This window comes from Pseudomonas sp. TH41 (assembly GCF_016650695.1).
Lineage (GTDB): Bacteria > Pseudomonadota > Gammaproteobacteria > Pseudomonadales > Pseudomonadaceae > Aquipseudomonas.
In genome coordinates, this window is sequence record NZ_JAEKFH010000003.1 from 24019 (window position 1) to 42778 (window position 18760).

At 59.2% G+C, this 18760-nt stretch carries 20 protein-coding genes and 1 pseudogene; 15 read left to right on the plus strand and 6 right to left on the minus strand.

Going from position 1 to position 18760, the window contains the following annotated elements; all coding sequences use genetic code 11:
* Positions 1-14: 14 nt before the first annotated feature.
* The 3 genes from JFU37_RS02850 to aroC all read right to left on the minus strand — a co-directional run bounded on the left by JFU37_RS02850 (position 15) and on the right by aroC (position 2957).
* A complete protein-coding gene (locus JFU37_RS02850) occupies positions 15-641 on the minus strand; it encodes a methylthioribulose 1-phosphate dehydratase (RefSeq protein WP_201112692.1) in 627 nt (208 codons plus the stop codon).
* Positions 638-1783 carry an MFS transporter gene (locus JFU37_RS02855; RefSeq protein WP_201112694.1) on the minus strand — a complete coding sequence of 382 codons (1146 nt, stop codon included), beginning with the start codon at positions 1781-1783 and terminating at the stop codon, positions 638-640. The genes JFU37_RS02850 and JFU37_RS02855 overlap by 4 nt, the downstream gene beginning before the upstream one ends.
* Before the next feature lie 82 nt (positions 1784-1865).
* Entirely contained in the window at positions 1866-2957 is a 1092-nt protein-coding gene (gene aroC / locus JFU37_RS02860) for a chorismate synthase (RefSeq protein WP_201112696.1), read from the minus strand.
* Between the two features lie 129 nt (positions 2958-3086).
* Here aroC and JFU37_RS02865 point away from each other — a divergent pair, with 129 nt between their 5' ends.
* Positions 3087-4040, plus strand: a complete 954-nt coding sequence (locus JFU37_RS02865) for an alpha/beta hydrolase (RefSeq protein WP_201112698.1) — start codon at positions 3087-3089, stop codon at positions 4038-4040.
* 151 nt (positions 4041-4191) lie between these two features.
* Positions 4192-4983 (plus strand): hypothetical protein, encoded by a 792-nt coding sequence (locus JFU37_RS02870; RefSeq protein WP_201112700.1) that lies wholly within the window; start codon positions 4192-4194, stop codon positions 4981-4983.
* Positions 4984-5112: 129 nt separating this feature from the next.
* Here the strand turns inward: JFU37_RS02870 and prmB are convergent, their stop codons facing one another.
* On the minus strand, positions 5113-6021 hold the full coding sequence (prmB, locus tag JFU37_RS02875) for a 50S ribosomal protein L3 N(5)-glutamine methyltransferase (RefSeq protein ID WP_201112702.1): 909 nt from the start codon (positions 6019-6021) through the stop codon (positions 5113-5115).
* Between the two features lie 239 nt (positions 6022-6260).
* Between prmB and JFU37_RS02880 the strand changes: the two genes are divergently transcribed.
* The 3 genes from JFU37_RS02880 (at position 6261) to JFU37_RS02890 (ending at position 7947) form a co-directional block, all read left to right on the plus strand.
* The gene (locus tag JFU37_RS02880; RefSeq protein ID WP_201112704.1) at positions 6261-6851 is read left to right on the plus strand and encodes a cysteine hydrolase family protein; all 591 of its coding nucleotides are present in this window, start codon (positions 6261-6263) and stop codon (positions 6849-6851) included.
* Between the two features lie 131 nt (positions 6852-6982).
* Entirely contained in the window at positions 6983-7303 is a 321-nt protein-coding gene (locus JFU37_RS02885) for a hypothetical protein (RefSeq protein ID WP_201112712.1), read from the plus strand.
* Between the two features lie 86 nt (positions 7304-7389).
* Positions 7390-7947: a Smr/MutS family protein gene (locus JFU37_RS02890; RefSeq protein WP_008146127.1), complete on the plus strand. Its 558-nt coding sequence runs from the start codon at positions 7390-7392 to the stop codon at positions 7945-7947.
* A gap of 51 nt (positions 7948-7998) precedes the next feature.
* Here JFU37_RS02890 and JFU37_RS02895 read toward each other — a convergent pair whose 3' ends face one another.
* Positions 7999-8151 carry a hypothetical protein gene (locus tag JFU37_RS02895; RefSeq protein ID WP_201112714.1) on the minus strand — a complete coding sequence of 51 codons (153 nt, stop codon included), beginning with the start codon at positions 8149-8151 and terminating at the stop codon, positions 7999-8001.
* A 113-nt stretch (positions 8152-8264) separates the two neighbouring features.
* Here JFU37_RS02895 and JFU37_RS30555 point away from each other — a divergent pair.
* The 4 genes and pseudogenes from JFU37_RS30555 to JFU37_RS02910 all read left to right on the plus strand — a co-directional run.
* Positions 8265-8515 (plus strand): annotated as a pseudogene (locus JFU37_RS30555) (site-specific integrase); the annotation flags it as partial.
* Positions 8516-8537: 22 nt separating this feature from the next.
* Positions 8538-9083 carry a GTP cyclohydrolase I FolE gene (gene folE, locus JFU37_RS02900; protein WP_201116383.1) on the plus strand — a complete coding sequence of 182 codons (546 nt, stop codon included), beginning with the start codon at positions 8538-8540 and terminating at the stop codon, positions 9081-9083.
* A gap of 99 nt (positions 9084-9182) precedes the next feature.
* Positions 9183-9554: a glutathione S-transferase N-terminal domain-containing protein gene (locus JFU37_RS02905; protein ID WP_201112716.1), complete on the plus strand. Its 372-nt coding sequence runs from the start codon at positions 9183-9185 to the stop codon at positions 9552-9554.
* Between the two features lie 193 nt (positions 9555-9747).
* A complete protein-coding gene (locus JFU37_RS02910) occupies positions 9748-10776 on the plus strand; it encodes an IS110 family transposase (RefSeq protein ID WP_201112718.1) in 1029 nt (342 codons plus the stop codon).
* Positions 10777-11205: 429 nt separating this feature from the next.
* On the opposite strand, the gene JFU37_RS02915 is transcribed toward JFU37_RS02910, so the two are convergent.
* The gene (locus JFU37_RS02915; RefSeq protein WP_201112720.1) at positions 11206-12372 is read right to left on the minus strand and encodes an aminotransferase-like domain-containing protein; all 1167 of its coding nucleotides are present in this window, start codon (positions 12370-12372) and stop codon (positions 11206-11208) included.
* An 82-nt stretch (positions 12373-12454) separates the two neighbouring features.
* On the opposite strand from JFU37_RS02915, the gene JFU37_RS02920 reads away from it, so the two are divergent.
* The 6 genes from JFU37_RS02920 (at position 12455) to JFU37_RS02945 (ending at position 18708) form a co-directional block, all read left to right on the plus strand.
* The gene (locus JFU37_RS02920) at positions 12455-12901 is read left to right on the plus strand and encodes a MarR family winged helix-turn-helix transcriptional regulator (RefSeq protein ID WP_201112722.1); all 447 of its coding nucleotides are present in this window, start codon (positions 12455-12457) and stop codon (positions 12899-12901) included.
* Positions 12902-13236: 335 nt separating this feature from the next.
* Complete coding sequence (locus JFU37_RS02925) at positions 13237-14586, plus strand: NCS2 family permease (protein WP_201112724.1); 1350 nt, start codon at positions 13237-13239, stop codon at positions 14584-14586.
* Between the two features lie 64 nt (positions 14587-14650).
* The gene (locus JFU37_RS02930; RefSeq protein WP_201112727.1) at positions 14651-15280 is read left to right on the plus strand and encodes a LysE family translocator; all 630 of its coding nucleotides are present in this window, start codon (positions 14651-14653) and stop codon (positions 15278-15280) included.
* A 63-nt stretch (positions 15281-15343) separates the two neighbouring features.
* Positions 15344-16336 (plus strand): AraC family transcriptional regulator, encoded by a 993-nt coding sequence (locus tag JFU37_RS02935; protein ID WP_201112729.1) that lies wholly within the window; start codon positions 15344-15346, stop codon positions 16334-16336.
* A gap of 227 nt (positions 16337-16563) precedes the next feature.
* On the plus strand, positions 16564-17595 hold the full coding sequence (locus tag JFU37_RS02940; RefSeq protein ID WP_201112731.1) for a histone deacetylase family protein: 1032 nt from the start codon (positions 16564-16566) through the stop codon (positions 17593-17595).
* Positions 17596-17607: 12 nt separating this feature from the next.
* Complete coding sequence (locus JFU37_RS02945; protein WP_201112733.1) at positions 17608-18708, plus strand: polyamine ABC transporter substrate-binding protein; 1101 nt, start codon at positions 17608-17610, stop codon at positions 18706-18708.
* The last annotated feature ends 52 nt before the right edge of the window (positions 18709-18760 follow it).

Below are 18760 nucleotides of genomic sequence, written 5' to 3' on the forward strand. Positions count from 1 at the left end.
AACTCCTTAACGGTTCATGCTTTATGGTTAAAGAGCGAGCGCATCTTCAACTCGCACTCGAACAAAAATTCAAAGGCCTCGATCTGCCGCAAGGCATCGCTCATGCGCGCGCCCCAGGTGTAGAGGCCGTGGCCGCGAATCAGGTAGCCAACGCAATCGGGATGGGTTTCCAGCCAAGGCTGCACCTTGGCGGCGAGGCGCACAATGTCCTGATCGTTGTCGAAAATCGGCACGCGCACTCGGCACGCGTGGGTCGACACGCCGCTGAAGGCTTTTTGCAGTTCGTAGTCTTCGAACTCGATGAAGTCTTGCGGCGTCAGGCGCGACAGCACCGTGGCGTTCACCGAATGGGTGTGCAACACCGCGCCGATCTCCGGCTGCCAGCGGTAGAGCTGGGTGTGCAACAGGGTTTCGGCTGACGGCTTTTTGCCGGGCTCCAGGCTGTTGCCCGACAAGTCGGTGGCCAGCACATCATCCATGCGCAACTGGCCTTTATGCTTGCCGGAAACCGTCAGCAAGGCTTTGCTCGGAGACAGGCGCGTTGAGTAGTTGCTACTGGTGGCCGGCGACCAGCCGCGGCCGTACAGAAAACGCCCGGCATCGATGATTTCCTGGGCGAGGTGTTCACGGGTAAGGCTCATGGCCTGTCCTCTTGCAGTCGTGTTGCAATGATAACGGCAGCCGCCAGGGCTGCGAGGCTGGCAATACTAAAGGTCAATGTGGGCCCGAGGGCGTTCCAGCTGTAGCCGGAGTACAACGCGCCGAGTGCGCCGCCAGTGCCGGCGAGCGCGGCGTATAACGCCTGGCCTTGCCCTTGCTGGCGTGCGCCGAAGCTACGTTGCACGAACTGGATGGCAGCGGCGTGAAAACTGCCGAAGGTGGCGGCGTGCAGCACCTGGGCGAACAGCAGCACCCACAAAAATTCGGCGAACGAACCGAGCAACAGCCAACGCAGCGCCGCCAGCAGGAAACTCGCCAGCAGCACCCGACGCACGGAGAAGCGCGCGAGGATCCTGCTCATCGCCAAAAACATCAGGACTTCGGCAACCACGCCGACCGCCCAGAGCAAGCCGATCAACCCACGGCTGTAACCCAATCGTTCAAGGTGCAACGTCAGAAAGGTGTAATACGGTCCGTGACTCATCTGCATCAGCGCCACGCAACCATAGAACGCCAGGACGCCGGGGCTGCGCAATTGCTTGAGAAACCCCTCCCCCGCTACGCGATTGCCTTGGGCCGGCTGGGCATTGGGCACCCACAGGCTGCTGACCACAATACCGGCCATGATCAGTACCAGCGCCACCGGGTAGATATCGAGGCTGAGCCATTCGAATAACCGGCCCAGCACGACCACGGTAATGATGAAACCGATGGAGCCCCACAAGCGAATCTGACTGTAGCGCTGCGTCTGACCGTTCAAATGCGCCAACGTGATGACTTCGAACTGCGGCAACACGGCGTGCCAGAAAAAGGCGTGCAAGGCCATGACCATCGCCAGCCAGGCGTAGGTTTTGCTGACGAAAATCAGCGAGAACGTCAGCAATGTGCACACGGCACCGAACCGTACGATGGCCAGACGCCGGCCGGTGTAGTCGCCGAGCCAGCCCCAGATATTCGGCGCAACGCAGCGCATCAGCATCGGGATCGCCACCAGCTCGCCGATCCGCGCGCTGGAAAAGCCCAGGTGATCGAAGTACAGCGCCAGAAACGGTGCTGTCGAACCGAGCAAGGCGAAATAGAACAGATAGAAACTGGAGAGCCGCCAGTACGGGAGCGCCGCCACCGTCGTCAGACCGCAGCGGCTGTGCGGCGCTGTACGAAAACTGCCTGCGCGACGAGTTTTCGTACAGACCCTACGTCAGCCATTAAAGCTGACCCAGCACCGGGGTGCTCACCCGCACATCGGCGTTCTGCCCGCGATTGCGCAGCAAGTGATCCATCAACACGATGGCCATCATCGCTTCGGCAATCGGCGTGGCGCGGATGCCCACGCACGGGTCATGACGCCCCTTGGTAACGACTTCCACAGGGTTGCCATCAATGTCGATGGAACGGCCCGGCGTGGTGATGCTCGACGTCGGCTTCAGCGCCAGATGCGCAACAATCGGTTGGCCCGACGAGATACCGCCCAAAATGCCGCCAGCGTTGTTGCTGAGGAAACCTTCCGGGGTCATTTCATCGCGGTGTTCGGTGCCGCGCTGGGCAACGCTGGCGAAACCGGCGCCGATTTCTACGCCCTTGACCGCATTGATGCTCATCAGCGCATGGGCCAGCTCAGCGTCAAGACGGTCGAAAATCGGCTCGCCGAGGCCAGGCATCACGCCTTCAGCGACTACGGTAATTTTCGCACCGACCGAATCCTGGTCGCGGCGCAGCTGATCCATATAGGCTTCCAGCTCTGGCACCTTGTCTGGATCAGGGCTGAAGAAAGCGTTCTCTTCCACCGAATCCCAGGTTTTGAACGGGATTTCGATCGGGCCGAGCTGGCTCATGTAGCCACGGATGACAATGCCCTGGGTGGCCAGGTATTTCTTCGCAATCGCCCCGGCTGCCACGCGCATGGCGGTCTCCCGGGCCGAACTGCGACCGCCGCCGCGGTAATCGCGTTCGCCGTACTTGTGGTGATAGGTGTAATCGGCGTGGGCCGGGCGGAACAGATCCTTGATTGCCGAGTAGTCCTTGGACTTCTGGTCGGTGTTGCGGATCAACAGGCCGATGGGGCAACCCGTGGTGCGACCTTCAAACACGCCGGAGAGGATTTCGACTTCGTCGGCCTCCTGACGCTGGGTGGTGTGGCGACTGGTGCCGGGCTTGCGCCGATCCAGGTCGCGCTGCAGATCTTCCAGAGAGATCTCCAGCCCCGGCGGGCAGCCATCGACAATGGCGACCAACGCCGGACCATGGCTTTCGCCCGCGGTGGTGACAGTGAACAGCTTGCCGTAGGTATTGCCGGACATGCAGGACGCTCCGTGAAATGAACCTGAATACGTAATGCGCGCCAGTATACGCAGGCTACCCGACTAGTTCATCCTCGAACCTTATGGGTGCCCGCGAGTCCAAACCGGCATCTTGTTCATGATGGCGTGATGATGCTGCGAGTTCTAGCCTTGAGCCTTACCTTGTTTACCGGCTTTGTTCAGGCCACTGTCCTGCAACGGCCGATCACATTAGACACCGGCACCGGCGAGCTTTTCGGCTCGTTGTTGCTGCCCAAGTCCGACAAGCCTGTGCCGGTAGTCCTGATCATTTCCGGTTCCGGCCCTACGGACCGCGACGGAAACAACCCGGAGGGCGGACGCAACGACAGCCTCAAACGGCTGGCCTGGGTGCTGGCCAAACACAACATCGCCAGCGTGCGTTACGACAAACGCGGCGTGGCGGCGAGCCTTGCCGCCACCCCGGACGAACGCAATCTGTCAGTGGAGGCTTATGTCGCCGACGCCGAGGCGTGGGGTCAGAAACTCAAATCCGATCCGCGCTTTGGCCCGCTGATTCTGCTGGGTCACAGTGAAGGCGCCTTGATTGCCAGCCTCGCGGCGCCAAGCCTCGATGCCGCGGCAGTGATTTCGATGTCCGGCAGCGCCCGGCCGATCGATCAAGTGCTGCGCCAGCAACTGAGCAATCGCCTGCCGCCGCCGCTGATGCTGCGCAGCAATGAGTTGCTCGATAGCCTCAAGGCCGGTCGCACCGACGACAACGTACCGCCGCAATTGCAGGTAATTTTCCGCCCCAGCGTGCAACCGTACCTGATTTCGCTGTTCCGCCAGGACCCGGCAGCGGCGTTCGCCAAATTGAAAATGCCAGCGCTGATTATTCAGGGCAGCAATGACATTCAGGTCGGCGTCGGTGACGCGAGGATGCTCAAGGAAGCCAAACCGGACGCCGAATTGGCACTGATCGAAGGCATGAACCACGTCATGCGCATCGTGCCAAACGATATAAAACGACAGTTGGCGTCCTATAAAGATCCGCAATTGCCGCTGGCGGCGGAGCTGGGCACGCGAATTCTCGGGTTTATTGACGCTCTTCGCGCCAGTTAAGCGCTGCAGGGGGCGTTCTCAACTAGTTTTCACGCGTGAAAACTAGTTGAGAACGCCCCCTAGCCCTCCAGTCCTGAAAAAAACGGCCGATAAGTCTTTGTCGCCAGCGCTATGACTGGCGGCAACAGAGCTTGGACAGGATCTCGCCGTTATGACTGATACCCAGACTTCACCCGACACCACCGCTGAAAAAGACGCACCGCCAGCGGCCGAGCTGCCATGGGCGGACGTCCACGTCGAGCACCACAAGATGCTCCGTCTGGCACCGTTGCAGACCGACCGTAACACCGGTGGGCGCCCCTTGCGCTTTGTCGAGTTCGGTTACGCCGAACGCAACAGCAAGGAACACAGCCTGATGCGCATGAGCATTTCGCTGCCCGGCCAGCGCGTGCGTAAAGAACAGAATCATCTGGACGTGTGGGTCGATCACACCACCAAACGCGTGCATTTCGGGCCTGACAGCGGCTTGCAGATCGAACCGTTGAACCGTGGCATCGGCCGTTTCATGGCCGCTCGGGGCATTAGCTGGGCGAGAAAGCGATGGCCCGGCTATGCCGTCGACGGCACCGACCTCAATAATAAAGATGCGCTGAATGAAGACACCCGCCTGCGCCGCGACCACTTTCTAAAGGCGCATGGTTTTGAGGTGGTGTATGCCGATGTCCAGCATTTGAAGGGCAGCGTCAAAGAGGCGCAAGTCGGCGATCTGCTGGCTGAATGGAACACCGAAAAATTGCAGGTGGTGGAGATTCTCGAGGCGGCGCAGATGCTCCAGCAAGCCGAGCACAATCTGGCCGAGCAGGAAGTGAACCTGAAGAAACACGAAGAGAAAGTCAGCAAGTACAAGCGTGAAGACGCCGGCCTGCGCTTTACCATCACCTGCCTGGTGTCGTTTGCAGTGTTCCAGGCGGGGTTGTTGATCTGGATTGCTACGCACCGCTAACGGTTTTTGTAGGAGCGAGCTTGCTCCGGGCGGCGTTCCGACGATGGACCTGAAGGCGACGTGTTTATCCAGAAAACACGCGTTATCGTTAACATCCATCGCGAGCAAGCTCGCTCCTACAAGATAGGGTCAGACGCGAGAGGCGAACAGCGCCTGATGATCGCGGCACTGCTGCGCCGACAACATGAACACGCCGTGCCCGCCGCGCTCGAAATCGAGCCACGCAAAGTCGACCTCCGGGTACAACGACTTGACGTGCACCTGGCTGTTACCCACTTCAACGATCAGCAAGCCCTTCTCGGTCAAATGATCGGCCGCTTCGGCCAGCATGCGTCGTACCAGGTTCAAACCATCGTCACCACAGGCCAGGCCCAGCTCCGGCTCGTGCTGGTATTCGTCCGGCATGTCGGCAAAATCTTCGGCATCGACGTAAGGCGGGTTCGACACGATCAGGTCGAAACGCTGACCCGGCAAGCCGTCGAAACCATCGCCCTGCACGGTGTAAACCCGCTCATCGACGCCATGGCGCTCAATGTTCTGATTGGCCACTTCCAGCGCTTCGAATGACAGGTCGGCCAGCACCACTTCAGCGTTCTGGAACTCATAGGCGCAGGCGATACCAATGCAGCCCGATCCGGTGCACAGGTCGAGAATCCGCGCAGGCTCGGCGCCCAGCCACGGCTCGAAGCGCTTTTCGATCAGCTCGCCGATCGGCGAACGGGGGATCAATACACGCTCGTCGACGACGAACGACAGGCCACAGAACCACGCTTCACCCAACAAGTACGCGGTAGGAATGCGTTCTTCGATGCGACGCTTGAGCAGGCGTTGCAGTTTCACCAGCTCGTCTTCTTCCAGACTGCAGTCGAGATAACTGTCGGCAATTTCCCACGGCAAGTGCAAGGCACCCAACACCAGTTGACGGGCTTCGTCCCAGGCGTTGTCGGCCCCATGGCCGAAAAACAGATCCTCCCCATGGAAGCGGCTGACGGCCCAACGGATGTGGTCACGCAGGGTACGAAGTCGGGAAGTGATCACAGGGGTAAACTCCAAAAAAAACGACTGGCGATTCTACCAGCCAAACGGCGCCACGACGACGCGTGAAAAACACCGTCTCGGATGTAGGACTAATCTATTTATTTGGCTGCCTATTGAACAAAACGGGCATCTTGACAAGGCTGCAAGCCAGTAACGACGGCGCCTACGATGGTAGCGATTCACAGAAGCGCTCAGCCAGAGGACAATGTCGCAAAAGCCCCACCCGAAGGAGCCCCAGAATGTCCGTTCCAAAAACGATGTTTCAACTCAGCGGCCGCGGTTACGCTGCAGCCAATCTGAGCCATGCGACCCTTGTGATCATCGATGCCCAGAAAGAATACCTCAGTGGCCCTCTGGCCCTGAGCGGCATGGATGCTGCCGTCGCGAACATCAAGCAACTGTTGACCGCTGCCCGTGCCGCCGGTCGGCCGATCGTCCATGTGCGCCACCTCGGCACCGTCGGCGGGCTGTTCGATCCACAGGGCGAACGCGGTGAGTTCATCCCGGGCCTCGAACCACAAGACGACGAAACCATCATTGGCAAGCTGCTGCCGAGTGCTTTTCACGGCACCCAGCTTGAAAAACGCCTGCAGGACCTCGGCGCCCTTGACCTGATCGTCAGCGGCTTCATGAGCCATTCCAGCGTCAGCACCACGGTGCGCGCCGCGAAGAACCTGGGCTTTCGTTGCACCCTGGTGGAGGATGCCTGTGCCACCCGTGACCTGCCTTACAAGGGCGGAGTCCTGAGCGCCGAGCATGTTCAACACACCGAAATGGCGATCATGGCGGACAACTTCGCCACCCTCGCCCTGACCCGCGACCTGATCTGATCGACGGTTGATGAGCGGTTAATGCCGCCGCTCATCCGCAAAATCCTATCATTTGCTGTAATTGTCTTAGCCTCAGGAACATCCCGGTCAACTCCCGGTCGAAGGGCCGATACCCATTGAGGAAGGTCGGAATGAAGTTATCCGATGGTTTTGACGCTCGTCGCTTGCGGCCCAAAGGCCAACGCAACTGGCGTTTTCGTTTCGGCGCGGCGTTTGCTGCCCTGCTGGCGATGTGCGGCGTGTTGCTCGCAATGGCCGGTGCCGCCAGCCTGCTCGGTCACCCGCCCGCCTTGGGCGAGTTGAATGCCAGCCCGATCGGCTCGGCCGTGGTTCTGGCAATTGGACTGTTCGTGCTGTACATCGGCGTGTGGCTGTGGCGGCGTTGCCGTCGTCGTTCGCGCCAGTCGCGGGAGCTGAACATGTCCCCGCACCTGATGAAAAAACACGATTGAATTAAAGGCCCGCCAATTTGGCGGGCCTAATTGTTATGGATGACGCCTCGACTTGGGTAAACTGGCCGCCCTTCGCGGAGGCTGACATGCAAGACGACGATTTTTCCCTGTTCAAAAGTGCGATCCAAGGCGTCAAGCCGATCAAGCACGATCGCGCCGAGACCGGCAAACCCAAAGCTGACCGCGCCCAAATTGCCAAGCTGCGCCAAGCCGCCACCGTGCGTACCGATGCCACAACCGTTGACGGGCTGTCCGATCAGTTCGTGATCGACGTCGGTCCGGAAGACGAGCTGATGTGGGCGCGTGACGGCGTGCAGGAAAGTCAGATGCGCAAGCTCAAGATCGGACAGATTCCGTTCGAAGGCAGCCTCGACCTGCATGGCATGAGCGTGGAAAAGGCCCGGGAAACCCTTTGGGCATTCCTGGCCGAAGCGACCAAATTCGAAATCCGCTGCGTACGCGTCACCCACGGCAAAGCCGTGCGTCTGGACGGCAAGCGCCCGATGATCAAAAGCCACGTCAACACCTGGCTGCGCCAGCATTCACAGGTCCTTGGCTTCACCTCGTGCCAGGCGAAACACGGCGGCGCCGGCGCCGTTTATGTGATGCTCAAACGGACCATGATGGAAGGCCGCGACGAGTAATGCTGCCCGGCCGTGATTAAGCCTGGCAGTCCACTCCGGTTCTCCTGAACACTAAGACCGGTGGTATTCCTGACCTCCGCGATCACCACCATAGTAGCGACCATGATCATTTCCGTGACCACCATGGTCATGCCAATACGGCCAACAGCCACCGAGCAGCAAGGTGGCTGACATCAACAGAATTAACGCAGTCGTGCGTTTCATTTGATCTTCTCCGGACGGGCAAAGCCGACGCTGTATTCGTTTGATTACAGCTGAATTGAGAAGGTTCAAACCGTCCCGTTGCCTGGAACAGGCAATGGGACGCCGCACAGGGCTTGGCCGTGCTGACTGATTTAGGTATTCGCGCCCGTCGGCAATACAACTGCCGTCACACATACGCTACCATGTGCCCCATGTCGGGGATGAACCCTGCGTTTATTGCCACTCAGCTCGGTCATAGCGTTCAGATGTTGCTATCGACCTCCCCCGACGGATCAGCTCCAGCACTGATTGGAGCGAACCCGGGACGCTTGAAAAGAGCTTGATTGGTACAAAATTGGTACAGATAGAAACAGTACCCCTCTGAAACCCTTATGGAATCAGCCCCTGTGACACTGGAACAGAATTACACCGCGATTCTCGGCCAACTGGGCGAGGACGTCTCCCGCGAGGGCCTGCTCGACACGCCAAAGCGTGCCGCCAAAGCCATGCAGTACCTCTGCCGCGGTTATGAACAATCACTGGAAGAGGTCACCAACGGTGCCTTGTTCAGCTCCGACAACAGTGAAATGGTGCTGGTCAAGGACATCGAGTTGTATTCGTTGTGCGAACACCATTTGTTACCGTTCATTGGCAAGGCTCACGTTGCCTATATCCCGAGCGGCAAAGTGCTGGGGTTGTCGAAGGTCGCGAGAATCGTCGATATGTACGCCCGCCGTTTGCAGATCCAGGAAAACCTCAGCCGCCAGATCGCCGACGCGGTCCAGCAGGTCACCGGCGCCCTGGGCGTTGCGGTGGTGATCGAGGCCAAGCACATGTGCATGATGATGCGCGGCGTGGAGAAGCAGAATTCGACGATGATCACCTCAGTGATGCTCGGTGAGTTCCGCGAAAACGCGGCGACTCGCAGCGAGTTTCTTAGCCTGATCAAGTAATTCGCAACACGAAGAAAACCGGCACTCATCGCCGGTTTTTTTTCGTCCGCAAAAATCAGGTAAGCTGCGCGCCTTCTTTCGCCCCGTGAGGCTTATACCGTGTTCGTTAAAGCGCTTCGTGTCGGCCTTGGCCAACTGATCATCTTCATCGACTTCATCACCCGCCCGGGCAAGAAACAGCGCCCTGCCGCCGCTCAGGCTCAGGTCGAAACGGCCGCCAAGGACCTGACCCTGTATCAGTTTCACGCCTGCCCGTTCTGCGTGAAAACCCGCCGCACCCTGCGCCGCCTGAACGTTCCGGTGGCGTTGCGCGATGCGAAAAACAACCAACAGGATCGCCAGACCCTGCTGGAGCAAGGCGGCAAGATCAAAGTGCCGTGCCTGCGCATCGAAGAAAATGGCCAGACCACCTGGATGTATGAGTCCAAGGTGATCATTGATTATCTGGATAAGCGTTTCGCTGCAGCCTGATTTTCTTGTGGTGTTCTGACTGGCGCCTTCGCGAGCAGGCTCGCTCCCACAGTGGACAGTATTCCCCTGTGGGAGCGAGCTTGCTCGCGATGAGGCCGGCACAATCACCACAAATCTAATGAAATGGCTACCCCCGCCGCCCCCTGTGATCGCCCACTAAGCTTTCACCGGGGGCTCATCGGAGACTGATGCCATGACCAAAGTAGCTATTGCCGCCATCGACTTGGGAAAACACTCTTTTCATCTGCATGCACAAGATGATCGCGGTCATGAGCTTTGCCGCAAAAAATTCAATCGGGTGACGCTCATTCGGTACCTGGCCAACTTGGAATCCTGCACCGTCGTGATGGAGGCCTGCGGCGGCGCCCACTTCATGGCGCAGGAGGTCGCCAAGCTGGGGCATACGCCCAAGCTCATTGCACCTCATCTCGTGCGTCCGTATGTGAAAAGCAACAAAAACGACTTCGCTGATGCCGAGGCGATCTGCGAGGCGGCGACCCGGCCCACGATGCGTTTTGTGCCGCCAAAAACCCAAGCCCAACAGGCGCTGGCCATGTCCAACTCGCTCCGTGAGTCGTTCATTAAAGACCGCACTGCGACCGTCAATCGGATTCACGCAGCCCTTCTGGAGGTTGGTGTCAGCCTCGCAGCCGGCTTCAAAGCCATCAAAGAGCTTCCAGCGTTGCTTGAGGTGAGTTCATTTTCTGAACGCATCAAGAAAAATCTGATGGTGCTGCATGGGCACTTCAACTATCTGGATGGGCAGGTCAAGGCGCAGGACAAAGACATGGAATGCCAGGCCGCTGAAGATGATCTGGCAACGCGCTTGATGACCATGCCGTGCATCGGCCCGATCACCTCCACCGTCCTGGCTGCCGAGTTGGGCGATGGCAAACAGTTCAAATGTGGCCGAGGCTATGCGGCCTCGATCGGGTTGGTGCCCAAACAGCACTCCACGGGCGGCAAGACCGTTCTGCTGGGCATCAGCAAGCGTGGTGATCGAAACCAGAGACGCCTACTCATCCAGTGTGCCCGTGTTTATTTGATACAGCTGGAACGACAGAAAGGTGCTTTGGCGGACTGGGTCCGCCAGCTATTAGCGTCCCACCATCACTCCAATCTCGTGGTCTGTGCGTTGGCCAACAAGCTGGCAAGAATCGCCTGGGCGATTGCGGCACACCACACCGAATTCGATGCAGGGCCAAGCGTGATGAACGCCTGACCCTGCTGTCACCCAAGCACCACCCACCTGGTTTGCGATGCTGGATAACAGATGACGTGAACGGCCAACCGGCCTGACGACAACCCTGAGCTGCTACACGGCTGAAAGGCCGTCAATCTAATTAGGGTCGTTAGGCATCGATTCTCATCGAGGCGCGGGGCCACAACCCCACTCAGACGCCGGATAGATGAAAGCAAGCCAAACACGCATCAAAAACAGTATTGCAGAAAAGGGGGTAACCATAGATGTAGCAGCTGGCGAAGCCTGCGTTCGGCGGCGAAGCCGTCGTGAAACCTGTGCACGAGGTGTTTCTGATGCACCGCGTTGGCTGATTTCACGACGGCTTCGCCGCCGAACGCAGGCTTCGCCAGCTGCTATAGATCGCATTACGGCTTAACTGATCGGAGTTTATTTGTTTTTACCCTCCCCTCAAGCCGCTTCTGCCTGTTGCGCCTGACGCACGACAGCCGCCAATCGCATGAGCCCTTCGTCCAGCCGCGCCGGGTCGATGTGGCTGAAGTTCAGTCGCAGATGCCCCGGATGGTTGTCCGGCTCCGGGAAGAACGGTTCACCCGGCATGAACGCTACATCGGCTGCCAAGGCTGCGTTAAGCAACGTGCGGGTGTCCAGCGGCTGCTTGAGCGTCAGCCAGAAAAACAATCCGCCCTGAGGCACATTCCAATCCGCCAGATCGGAAAAATGCGTGTCCAGGGCTGACTGGAATGCATTGCGACGAACCCGATAGAAGTCGCGCAATTCGCTCAAATGATGTTGGTATTTCTCGGTGCCGATCCATTGCAGCGCCTGCCACTGGCCGACCCGATTGGTGTGCAGATCGGCCGATTGCTTGAGTTTCAGCAAGTGCGGGAACAAGTCCGGACTGGCAATCAGGTAACCGACTCGCAACCCCGGCAACAGCGTCTTCGACACGGTACCGGTGTAGATCCAGCTGGCTTTTTTCAAACGACTGACGATTGGCGTCGCGCTGCCGCCGTCGAATGACAGTTCGCGGTACGGCTCGTCTTCGACCAGGGTTACGCCGAACTCGTCGAGCAAGGCTGCCACGGCATCGCGCTTGGCGTCGCTATAGCGCACGGCCGAAGGGTTCTGAAACGTCGGGATGAGGTAGATGAACGCGGGTTTGTGTGTCTCCAGGCATTCACGCAATTGAGCCAGGCTCGGGCCGTCGGCTTCCAGCGGAACGCTGATGCAGGCCGCGCCGAACAGCTGGAATATCTGCAAGGCCGCCAGATAAGTCGGCGCTTCGAGCAGAATTTCGGTGCCTTTGTCGATGTAAAGCTTGGCTGTCAGATCGAGGGTTTGCTGGGAGCCACTGACCACCAGCACTTGGCTCGCCTCGCATGGCACACCCAGCGCCCGAGCCTCAGCGGCCAATACTTCCCGCAGCGCAGGCTCACCTTCGCTCATGCCGTATTGGCCGATGGACACCGGCATCTCATCCCATTCGACTTTCGCCAGCATGGCCTCGGCTGGCAAGCCGCCGGCGAACGACATCACTTCCGGACGCTGGGCCGCCGCGAGGATTTCACGGATCAAAGAACTTTTAAGACGCGAGACACGTTCCGAAAATGCCATGGGAGTCACCGGTAGCGAGGCCTGGGGAAAATAAGTCAAACTGGTTGACCGAAATTACGACAACTCGAACGGAAACGTCAACATGCTTGACCTTAAAAACCCTGGCACCCAGCAACACGCCATGGAAGCGTTTTTCTTCGGCTACCAGGCCTTCACCGCCAAGGCCGACGAAATGCTTGAGCGCCGAGGCTTGAGCCGGGTGCATCAACGTATCGTGTTTTTTATCGCCCGCTACCCAAGCCTGAGCGTCAAGGAATTGCTGGCGCTGCTCGGCGTGAGCAAGCAGGCGCTGAACATTCCGCTGCGTCAGTTGGTGGAAATGCATCTGGTGAACAGCGTCGCGTCGCAGACCGACAAGCGTAAGCGGTTGCTGGAACTGACCAACGACGGCGCGCGATTCGAACAGTCGCTGCGGCGTGAACAGGTGAAATTGCTGGAGCGGGTGTTTGCCGAGGCTGGGGAGGCGGCGGTGAATGGGTGGTTGACAGTGAATCTGGCGTTGGGGAAAAGCCAGGTGGCGGCTGACTGAGTATTTTGCCTGCCGGATTTGTATTGGCCTGTTCTGACCCCTTCGCGAGCAAGCCCGCTCCCACAGGTGGCCGAGTTCTCTTGGGAGAATACGGTCACCTGTGGGAGCGGGCTTGCTCGCGAAGGGGCCAGAACAGGCGATATATCCCTATTGCCAAACTTTTCGTCGACAAAACAAAAAACATTATTTGCATTATTTGTATACAAAAGCATAATCCACTTCGTGCGAGTTCCTGACCAACCGGTCAACAAATTCGCAAGTGCCTCAAAGGGCCGCTGCCACCCTCATGGGTCCGGCCCTGGAAATAACAATAAAACTCTTGAGGAGTACTCGCTGTGGAAAGCCGCAAATCCGAAGCCTCGACGCTGGAACTCTCGCCGCCATTACGCAATGGCTGGCTGGAGCGCATCTTCAAACTCAGCTTGCATGGCACCACGGTGAAGACCGAGCTGATTGCCGGTCTGACAACCTTCATCACCATGGCCTACATCATCTTCGTCAACCCGAACATCATGGCCGACGCCGGCATCGATCACGGTGCCGCGTTCGTCGCTACCTGCATCGCCGCGGCACTGGGTTGCCTGTTGATGGGCCTGTACGCCAACTGGCCAGTCGGCCTGGCGCCGGGCATGGGCTTGAACGCCTTCTTCACTTACACCGTGGTCGGCACCATGGGCTACAACTGGGAAACCGCCCTCGGCGCGGTGTTTGTCTCCGGCGTGTTGTTCATGATTCTGACCTTCTCCCGAATCCGCGAATGGCTGCTCAACAGCATTCCCGTCAGCTTGCGCCATGCCATGGGCGCCGGTGTCGGACTGTTTCTGGGGATCATCGGCCTGAAAACCGCCGGCATCATCGTCGCCAGCCCGGCGACGCTGATCAAGCTCGGCGCCCTGAGCGAACCTGCCCCGCTGCTGGCCGCCATCTGCTTCCTGATGATCGCCGTACTCAGCTACCACAAAGTCTTCGGCGCGATCCTCATCAGCATCATCACCGTGACACTGGCCGGTTGGGGCCTGGGCCTGGTGCATTACGGGGGCATCATGTCCGCCCCGCCAAGCCTGGCACCGACCTGGATGGCCATGAACATCGCCGGCGTGTTCAACGTCAGCATGATCAGCGTGGTGCTGGCCTTCCTCTTCGTGCACATGTTCGACACCGCCGGCACCTTGATGGGCGTCGCCCAGCGCGCCAACCTGGTGAACGCTGACGGCCGGATCGAGAACCTGTCCCGCGCCATGAAAGCCGACAGTGCTTCCAGCGTGTTCGGGGCGATGGTCGGTGTTCCGCCGGTCACCAGTTACGTAGAAAGTGCCGCGGGTGTAGCGGCGGGTGGTCGGACTGGTCTTACCGCCGTGACCGTTGGTGTGCTATTTATAGCCGCGATGTTCTTCGCCCCACTCGCTGGCATGATCCCCGCTTATGCCACCGCCGGTGCGCTGATTTATGTGGCGATGCTGATGATGAGCGGCATGGCTCACATCGAATGGGATGAAGCGACCGACAGCATTCCGGCGATCATCACCGCGATCATGATGCCGCTGACCTTCTCGGTTGCCGACGGCATCGCGCTGGGCTTTATCACTTACGTAGTGCTGAAGGCCGGTACCGGCAAGTACAAGGAAATTTCCGCCAGCCTGTGGGTGCTCTGCGCGATCTTCATCGCCAAGTTCGTTTTCTTGTAAGCGGCCATAGCTTCAACCAGCCTCACCCCATCGGGTGGGGCTTTTGCACATTTGGAGGAACGTGATGAGTCTGGAAACCTGGCTGCTGTTCAGCGGCGCTGCGCTAGTGGTGATCCTGATCCCTGGGCCATTGTCGTTGCTGATGATCAGCAACAGTCTCAATTACGGTTTACGCCGTTCTTACCCGGCGTTTCTGGGGGGCGTGACGGCCTCTATCTGTTTGTTGAGTGCTTCGGCGCTGGGTCTGGGCGCCCTGCTGCTCGCGTCGGAACAGCTGTTCAGCGCATTGAAAATTGTCGGCGCGCTGTACCTGTTCTACCTCGCCTGGCAGAGCTGGCAACAATCGCGTCAGCCATCCCGGGGCGCTGAAGTGCCTCAGGCTGCGCCGGTCCCCCGTTTTCGTGCACTGTTCGGTCGCGCATTCGTATTGGGCGCCAGCAACCCGAAAGACATCCTGTTCTTCGCTGCATTCCTGCCGCAGTTTTTGAGCGCCCAGCAACCCTTCTTGCCGCAATTGCTGGTGATGATTGCGACCTGGACCGTGCTGGACCTGTTGTGCAAGTTGGCCTATGGCCTCGGTGCCCATGGCGCGGCGCGGTATCTGCGCAGTGGCAAAGGCCAAAGCTGGTTTAACCGGATCAGTGCCGGGTTGTTCGGTGGCGCCGGAGCGGCCTCGTTATTGAGTGGTCATTAAGGCGTCGCCCACAAATCGGCACACAAGTTGCTCGGTTCCCGCATCCCCACGCTGGAACCGAGCATGCTCCACTCCCACCTCACTACCCTCAACGCCGTCTCGTTGGTGCTCAATGCCTTCAAGGCCGAAGGCTTGTCCAGCGAAGAGTTGTTAGCCGGCAGCGGTATCAGCGCGGCGGATTTAAGCCGGGCGGACACGCACATCACCACCAATCAAGAGATGCAGGTCTGCGCCAACGCGGTCGCCCTCAAGCGCGACATCGGCCTGGAACTGGGCCGTCGGATGCACGTTTCGTCATACGGCGTGCTCGGCTATGCGTTGCTCACGAGTGCCACCTTCGGTGACGCTTTACGGCTGGCAATGCGTTATCCGGCGCTGTTGGGAACACTTTTCGAGCTGAGCCTTGAAGACGACGGGGAGCGCGTCTGGTTCGTTGCCGCCGATTATCGGGAGAACCCGGCACTGGCGGCGTTCAACGCCGAGTTTTGTCTGGTGTCGCTGAAAGTCACCTGCGACGACCTGCTGGGGCATCCATTACCCCTGCTGGCCGCTCGCTTCGAACATGCCGCGCCCGACTACCAATCGACTTACGCCGAACACTTCAACTGCCCACTGCGCTTCGAGGCGCGGGACAACGCATTTGCCTTCGACCGATGCTGGCTCGATCAGCTGCTGCCGCTCGCCGACGTCATCACCCACCAGGCCATGGCCGAACGCTGCCGCAAACAGAACACTGAATTCACCGGGCGCCAGGCGTGGTTGGGGCGGATTCGCCAATTGCTCAGGGCTCAATTGAACGCAGCTCCCGGGCTCGAAGGTCTTGCGCAACAGATGAAGTGTTCGGCGCGGACCCTGCGCCGACACCTCAAGGACCTGGGTTGCAGCTATCAGGAGTTGCTCGACGAATTGCGCTTCGAGCAGGCCAAGCAAATGCTCTGCGAGGATCACCTGCCGATCTACCGGATCGCAGAGGCGCTGGGCTTCAGCGAGACTGCGAGTTTCCGCCATGCATTTGTAAGATGGAGCGGCGTGGCGCCGAGTCAGTTCCGCCCCTGAAGATCAAAAGATCGCAGCCTTCGGCAGCTCCTACACCGATCTCTGTAGGAGCTGCCGAAGGTTCGGGCCGCGTTCGGACGATCTTTTGATCTTCCGTACCATCAAGGGGCGATTTTCGGTCAAACCTTTTGGCCATATAAATCCCCTTTTGGCCTTTCCTGTCGTTCTCCGAAACGCCGCCCGCCGTAAGACTGTGTCCAACCGAAACAGCCTGCGGAGAACAAGAAATGCTGACGATCTACTCGGACGATCACCACCTGCACCACGGCCGTTGTGAATTGATGGACGGGCAACTGATGCCCTGCTTCGAAATGCCCTCGCGGGCCGACCACGTTCTACAACGCGTGCAACAGCGCAATCTCGGGCCGGTCGAAGCGCCACGGGATTTCGGCCTCGACCCGATTGCGCGCATCCACAGCCGCGACTACCTCGAATTCTTCAAAGGTGCCTGGGACCGCTGGACCGAGTTCGGTACCGACGGCGATTTGCTGCCCTACACCTGGCCGGCCCGCACCTTGCGTCGAATCATGCCCACCAGCCTGCATGGCCAGCTCGGCTATTACAGCTTCGACGGCGGTGCGCCGATCACGGCCGGAACCTGGCAAGCGGCGTACAGCGCAGCCCAAGTCGCACTGACCGCCCAAGCCGCTATCCAACGCGGCGCCCGCAGTGCCTTCGCCCTGTGCCGTCCACCGGGACATCACGCCGCCAGCGACTTGATGGGCGGCTATTGCTACCTCAACAACGCCGCCATCGCCGCTCAGGCATTCCTCGATCAGGGCCATAAAAAGGTCGCGATTCTCGACGTCGATTACCACCACGGCAACGGCACCCAATCGATTTTCTACGAGCGCAGCGACGTGCTCTTCGCCTCGATCCACGGCCATCCGGAAGCCGAGTTCCCGTTCTTCCTTGGCTATGAAGATGAGCCGGGTGAAGGCGCAGGCGAAGGCTTCAACTTCAACTACCCGTTGCCCGCCGGCAGCGGTTGGGACAGCTGGAGCGCGGCGCTGGAACTGGCGTGCAAAGAGATCGAGACATACGGCGCGGACATCGTCGTCGTGTCCCTGGGTGTCGATACGTTCAAAGACGATCCCATCTCCCAATTCAAACTCGACAGCCCGGATTACCTGGCGATGGGCGCGCGCATCGCCGGCCTCGGCAAACCGACGCTGTTCGTGATGGAAGGCGGTTACGCGGTGGAAGAAATCGGCATCAATGCCGTGAACGTTCTCGAAGGTTTTGAAAGCGCCCAATGAGGAATTAGAACAATGAACAGACTCAAGCGTTTTATCGCTCCTGCACTGTGCGCCGCGGTGCTCAGCGGTGTTGTCCACGCTGAAGAGCGAACGTTGCGTGTTTATAACTGGTTCGACTACATCACCCCCAAGGCGCTGGACGACTACAAGGCGCAGAACACCCAGACCAAACTGGTCTATGACATTTTCGACACCAACGAAGCGCTGGAGGCCAAGTTGCTGACCGGTAACTCCGGGTACGACGTCGTGGTGCCGTCCAACGTGTTCCTCGCCAAACAGATCGAGGCCGGCGTTTTCCAACCGCTGGATCGTAGCAAACTGCCGAACTGGAACCACCTCGATCCGAAGCTGATGAAGCTGATCGAAGCCAACGACCCAGGCAACAAATTTGCCGTGCCGTACATGTATGGCACCATCCTGATCGGCTTCAATCCGGACAAGGTCAAAGCGGCGCTGGGCGACAATGCACCGGTGGACAGCTGGGACCTGATCTTCAAGGAAGAGAACATCAGTAAGCTCAAGCAATGCGGCGTCGCCCTGCTCGACTCGCCGTCAGAGATCCTGCCGCTGGCCCTGCAACACCTCGGTCTGGACCCGAACAGCAAAAAGCCGGCGGACTACGACAAAGCTGAAGCGCTACTGATGAAGATCCGTCCCTACATCACCTACTTCCACTCGTCCAAGTACATGGCTGACATCGCCAATGGTGACATCTGCGTCGCCGTCGGTTACTCCGGCAGCTTCTCCCAGGCGGCCAACCGCGCCAAGGAAGCCAAGAACGGTGTGATCGTCGACATGCGCCTGCCGAAAGAAGGCGCGCCCATCTGGTTCGACATGCTCGCGATCCCTAAAGGCGCGAAAAACCCGGAAGACGGCTACACCTTCATCAACTACTTGCTGCAACCGCAGGTCATCGCGCCAGTCAGCGACTTCGTCGGCTACCCGAACCCTAACAAGGACGCCACCGAAATGGTCGACCCGGCGATTCGCAACAACCCTAACCTGTACCCGACCGAAACGGCCATGAGCACGCTCTATACCCTGCAACCGCTACCACGCGATGCCGAACGCGCGCGCACCCGAGCCTGGACCAAGATCAAGTCCGGCACCTGAAACATTGTTGATAGAGAAGACCCGCCAACGAGCGGGTCTTTTTTTGCCCGCG

Coding starts and splice junctions, on each gene's coding strand:
- JFU37_RS02920 (WP_201112722.1), top strand. CDS start 12,455: ATGCTTGACCTTAAAAACCCTGGCACCCAGCAACACGCCATGGAAGCG.
- JFU37_RS02930 (WP_201112727.1), top strand. CDS start 14,651: ATGAGTCTGGAAACCTGGCTGCTGTTCAGCGGCGCTGCGCTAGTGGTG.
- JFU37_RS02940 (WP_201112731.1), top strand. CDS start 16,564: ATGCTGACGATCTACTCGGACGATCACCACCTGCACCACGGCCGTTGT.
- JFU37_RS02890 (WP_008146127.1), top strand. CDS start 7,390: ATGCAAGACGACGATTTTTCCCTGTTCAAAAGTGCGATCCAAGGCGTC.
- JFU37_RS02895 (WP_201112714.1), bottom strand. CDS start 8,151: ATGAAACGCACGACTGCGTTAATTCTGTTGATGTCAGCCACCTTGCTG.
- JFU37_RS02850 (WP_201112692.1), bottom strand. CDS start 641: ATGAGCCTTACCCGTGAACACCTCGCCCAGGAAATCATCGATGCCGGG.
- JFU37_RS02915 (WP_201112720.1), bottom strand. CDS start 12,372: ATGGCATTTTCGGAACGTGTCTCGCGTCTTAAAAGTTCTTTGATCCGT.
- JFU37_RS02910 (WP_201112718.1), top strand. CDS start 9,748: ATGACCAAAGTAGCTATTGCCGCCATCGACTTGGGAAAACACTCTTTT.
- aroC (WP_201112696.1), bottom strand. CDS start 2,957: ATGTCCGGCAATACCTACGGCAAGCTGTTCACTGTCACCACCGCGGGC.
- JFU37_RS02885 (WP_201112712.1), top strand. CDS start 6,983: ATGAAGTTATCCGATGGTTTTGACGCTCGTCGCTTGCGGCCCAAAGGC.
- JFU37_RS02870 (WP_201112700.1), top strand. CDS start 4,192: ATGACTGATACCCAGACTTCACCCGACACCACCGCTGAAAAAGACGCA.
- JFU37_RS02865 (WP_201112698.1), top strand. CDS start 3,087: ATGATGCTGCGAGTTCTAGCCTTGAGCCTTACCTTGTTTACCGGCTTT.
- JFU37_RS02945 (WP_201112733.1), top strand. CDS start 17,608: ATGAACAGACTCAAGCGTTTTATCGCTCCTGCACTGTGCGCCGCGGTG.
- JFU37_RS02880 (WP_201112704.1), top strand. CDS start 6,261: ATGTCCGTTCCAAAAACGATGTTTCAACTCAGCGGCCGCGGTTACGCT.
- JFU37_RS02935 (WP_201112729.1), top strand. CDS start 15,344: ATGCTCCACTCCCACCTCACTACCCTCAACGCCGTCTCGTTGGTGCTC.